A 3,991-nucleotide genomic window follows, 5' to 3' on the forward strand; every position below is an offset into this window, starting at 1 on the left:
TTTATATAGTTTGTGCTTGTCTAAACAATCGGAGTTACCGAAGAATTACCACGCAACCCCTATAAATACGCAGTTCTAAGATGATGAATTGTGTAGATGTAGCCATTTTAAAACCGAAGTCCGTAGTACAATATACAGACTTCGGAAGTCGTCGATATAATGATAAGAGTAGAGATAATTTAAAACAGAATACAACAGAAAAATTAGACAAAAATGGACTATCCTCAAAACTCGTACAGATTAGTAAGAATAGAAATGTTAAATGCGTCAATACTTGGGCGCGCCAATACCAGAACTTATATTATAAGGAAACGCAGAAAAGCTATCTCGGAACAGTCTCGAGTGCCGTCGCTGCTAAGATTTATAAAATTACATCCGTGTTTATCAACTCCGTTATTAAGATGTATCAGCCGTCAAGCGGTTTTAAACAACGGCTTATTACCTTCAGTACGTTTACTTTATCAGAACCGCAAAAACACTCTGATAAGGAAATTATTAAAACCTTTGTAGATTTTATCGACCATCTGAAAAATGTTGATAATCATATACTTGGCACGTCTGACAAGGCACCAGGATTGAAGAATTATGTTTGGAGAGCTGAGACCCAAGAAAATGGAAATATACACTTTCATTTAATTGCAGATTGCTATTTGAATAAAAATACATTGCAGCGTCTCTGGAACAAATACCTGCTAAAACTGGGGTATGCACCTAGCAATAACAGTGCATTTGTGGAATCATTGAAGAAGGACAAGAAGAATAATAAAATATTGGACGTGGAGAATTACCTCGTTAAGTATATGACCAAAGCCCCACTAAAAAATGAATACAAAGGACTAACACAGTCCCAGGCATTGGCATTGTATGAAACAACGAGGGGGACGGATAATGAAGTAAACCCATTCAGAAGACCTGTTATTGGTAAGATTTGGGGTTGCTCAAAAGCATTGAGAAAGGTTGATTTTCCTAAATTTTACGATACAGAAATTGCAGAACTTGACGAGCTGAAAAAAGAACTTACAGAGAAGAAATTGGAAACACTTCCCGATTTCATCCGCTATTACTCTGGTAATGTGAAGAAAGCTCTTAAAAAGTGCACCTATGAATTACAAAGAAAAGTTAAGAATTATTATAAAAAGGTATTTATGTTGATAAATTCATCAAAAACAATGCGATTAACCCGTTTAATGATGTTGCGTGTAGATGATTGGTGTAGGGCTAATAAGTTGGCACACGGTTGCCGTAACGAACACGATTATTTAGAGATGTGGGACATCTTGAATCAAGTAAATTGGAGTAAAGAGATATTAATGTCAAATGAACATCAATCATTGCCCCCTGGCCCTGTTGTGAATAAAGTGAAGTATGTTCAAACCTCATTATTTGATTGATATGGAATTTAAGCCTAACTACAAATTACGAACAAAAGATATTGCGACCTTAGAGGATTGCAGTACTAGAACTGCTGACCGAATAAAGCGAGCAATAAAATTTTTATTTGGAATAAAGGTTGTAAAATACCGTGATTATGTGCGGTATTATTCGTTATCTTACGATGAGATATTAAAACTTAAGAAAAATAGAAAAAGTACGCCAAAATAAGCCAAAACACGCCAAATTATGCCAAAATACGCCAGCGGTAACCGTTGGCGTATTTTCTTTGCATCGTAAATCAAAAGTTAAATAAAAAAAAATTTAAAGATTATGTCATTGATTAGAAAAAGTATTGACGCAGCTAACAAACTTGTTCAGTTTGAAATTAAAGAATCTTGTCAATCTGTGTGCCTGGTATTTGAAGGGTCTGCAATACCAACCCTTAACCAATTAACGGCAACGGTAGAACTGGTTTCTAAGAATAAGAGGGACGAAGTTTTGTATCGTCAAAAATTGTCACTTGTGAAACAACTTCTTAGACAATTCGTGCCAAATATGGGATATATACTTCCTTTGGCACTTGACAAAAATTTAAAGTTATCTGAAGATGCTTATTTGCGTGTAACTATTGTATGGGAGGGTACAAATCCTACCTCATTTGGTTATAAGCTGAATAAAGTACTTGGATATACTTCCGTTCCGTTGTCAATCAAAGAAGTAAGAGGGGGTACAATTGATACTGAGTATTATCCCCTATTGATGGTAGGTGCTGGAGTTAATTCAATTGATACGGTTGTGATGATAGAAGATGTTGACGGGGTATTGAAACCTGAAAAGGTGTCCCTCAATAGAAATTACATTGATTCTATGAGACCGTACAACGAGGATTCAACCGCGATTAAGTTCCTGCCGTTGTTCGTGACGCAAAATCAAAAGGTCGAAATCGAGGGAGATGTTGCGAATTATTTAATTAACGCCTAAAAAATTGGAATATGTTAATTGCTACAAGTAGAGGGGGTGGATTTGCTGACGGTACATCTACGGTAGGTGGAACCCGTACGGGGGGCGTACGAATCCCTCCCGTGTCTGTGATGCCGCCGAATACAATACCTATTGTAAGTCCCATCGTTAACCCTATTATTAGTCCTAATCCTGTGGTTAATCCTGTGGTTAATCCTGTTGTTACTCCTGTAACGCCTATCCCAACATATCCAACGACACCGATTCAGACCTATCCTGTAAATCCGTTGAATCCATCCCAGCCGCCTAAGTATAATGTAAATCCTATCGGCGGTAATCCTAACCCTGCATTGGGTAATTGGCTTGGTAATTTTCTTGGCGGTGGTTCACCTATTGGTGGAGGTAGTTCATTGGGTACTGGCGTAGGTTCTGTGATTGGTAATTTTCTTTCTGGCGGTTCTATGGCTGGAGGTTCATTAGCTAACTTGGCTGGTATTGGAGTATCGGCATTGGTTGGAGGTCCTATAGGTCTGGCACTTGGTTCATTACTCCCAATGACTAATATTGGCGACCAATTAGACCGATTTATTAAATCAGGGTTTAATTTCACTTGTCTAGGAGCACAGGCGTTCAAAGAATCCGATGTTAAGAGATTGCAAGGCGTGTTAAAGGGAGTTGCCGAGCCTATTTTTGCGAGTGGCAACGCTAAGCAAATAGAAAACCTGTTGAATGACTTGCAAGTGGCTTCCATTCACTTCGTTGAGTGGTCTGGCAGATTAAAGTCAAAATGTTCTAAGAATTTAGCCGTGGAATATTCTAAGTCGTTGACGGAGTTTGTTGAGGGAGTATTGGCACAATATCCATCAGGTTCTTATACTAGAAAGTATGAGAGCCATACTCAAGTCATCTACCGAGAGGGGGATAATATTGGTCCAATATTGACCAGAACTATTAACAAGATTTACCTATATAGTTCTGAATCTTCTGTTAATGTGCCTGAATGGTTTGCAACGCAGTACGCTAGAGAGGCTGAAATGGTAGCCCAGCAAACGGGGTTATCGGTTCCTAATGTACTACCTCTTTTATACCAGGAATTTTTGAAAAATAATGGTTCTGAATCGTCAGATAATAGCGGATATATTGCCGATACTAGATTGGTTGATGGTGGCACTGGTAATGTGGGTGTGCGTTACGATTCCAATGGTAGATTAATCTACGATGTGAATTTGACCAATAAGCCGCAGAATAATAACCTATTGTTATTGTTAGGGGTTGGAGTGTTGTTATTGATGTTTAACAAAAAATAAAAAAATAGAAAAATGAATACACAAATGTTAAGTCAGACTATTTATCAGTCTAAAGATGTTACAATCACGTATGGTCACGCCCTAGCGGCTGCGGTTGGTGCTACGCTCCTTTATCTGATGGTGCCAGCGAGAAAGAGAAAGAATTTGTTTTAATCCTTAAAAAGATAAGTTATGTCGTACAATAATAGAGGATATCAAAGAAATTACAGCAATAACCGACAGAATTATGGCAATCGCCAAGGAGGTTATCAGCAGAATGGCAATGCCCCTAAGACTAGCGGTGCTGTTTATTCGAAAATACGCAAAGGAAGTAAAGAGGGGTTATATGCTGTAAATGCTTGGAGGAAAAC

4 protein-coding genes are annotated in these 3,991 nt (G+C 38.1%); all 4 read left to right on the forward strand.

Annotation, left to right across the window (positions count from 1 at the left end):
- Positions 1–80 precede the first annotated feature (80 nt).
- Complete coding sequence (locus ACFFUE_RS10720) at positions 81–1,391, forward strand: rolling circle replication-associated protein (protein ID WP_376835240.1); 1,311 nt, start codon at positions 81–83, stop codon at positions 1,389–1,391.
- Positions 1,392–1,704: 313 nt separating this feature from the next.
- On the forward strand, positions 1,705–2,355 hold the full coding sequence (locus ACFFUE_RS10725) for a hypothetical protein (protein WP_376835242.1): 651 nt from the start codon (positions 1,705–1,707) through the stop codon (positions 2,353–2,355).
- Positions 2,356–2,366: 11 nt separating this feature from the next.
- Positions 2,367–3,641, forward strand: coding sequence for a hypothetical protein (locus tag ACFFUE_RS10730; RefSeq protein ID WP_376835244.1), 1,275 nt, complete (start codon positions 2,367–2,369; stop codon positions 3,639–3,641).
- A gap of 24 nt (positions 3,642–3,665) precedes the next feature.
- Complete coding sequence (locus tag ACFFUE_RS10735) at positions 3,666–3,794, forward strand: hypothetical protein (protein ID WP_376835246.1); 129 nt, start codon at positions 3,666–3,668, stop codon at positions 3,792–3,794.
- The last annotated feature ends 197 nt before the right edge of the window (positions 3,795–3,991 follow it).

The sequence above is a fragment of the Bergeyella porcorum genome, assembly GCF_042427575.1.
GTDB lineage: Bacteria > Bacteroidota > Bacteroidia > Flavobacteriales > Weeksellaceae > Bergeyella > Bergeyella porcorum.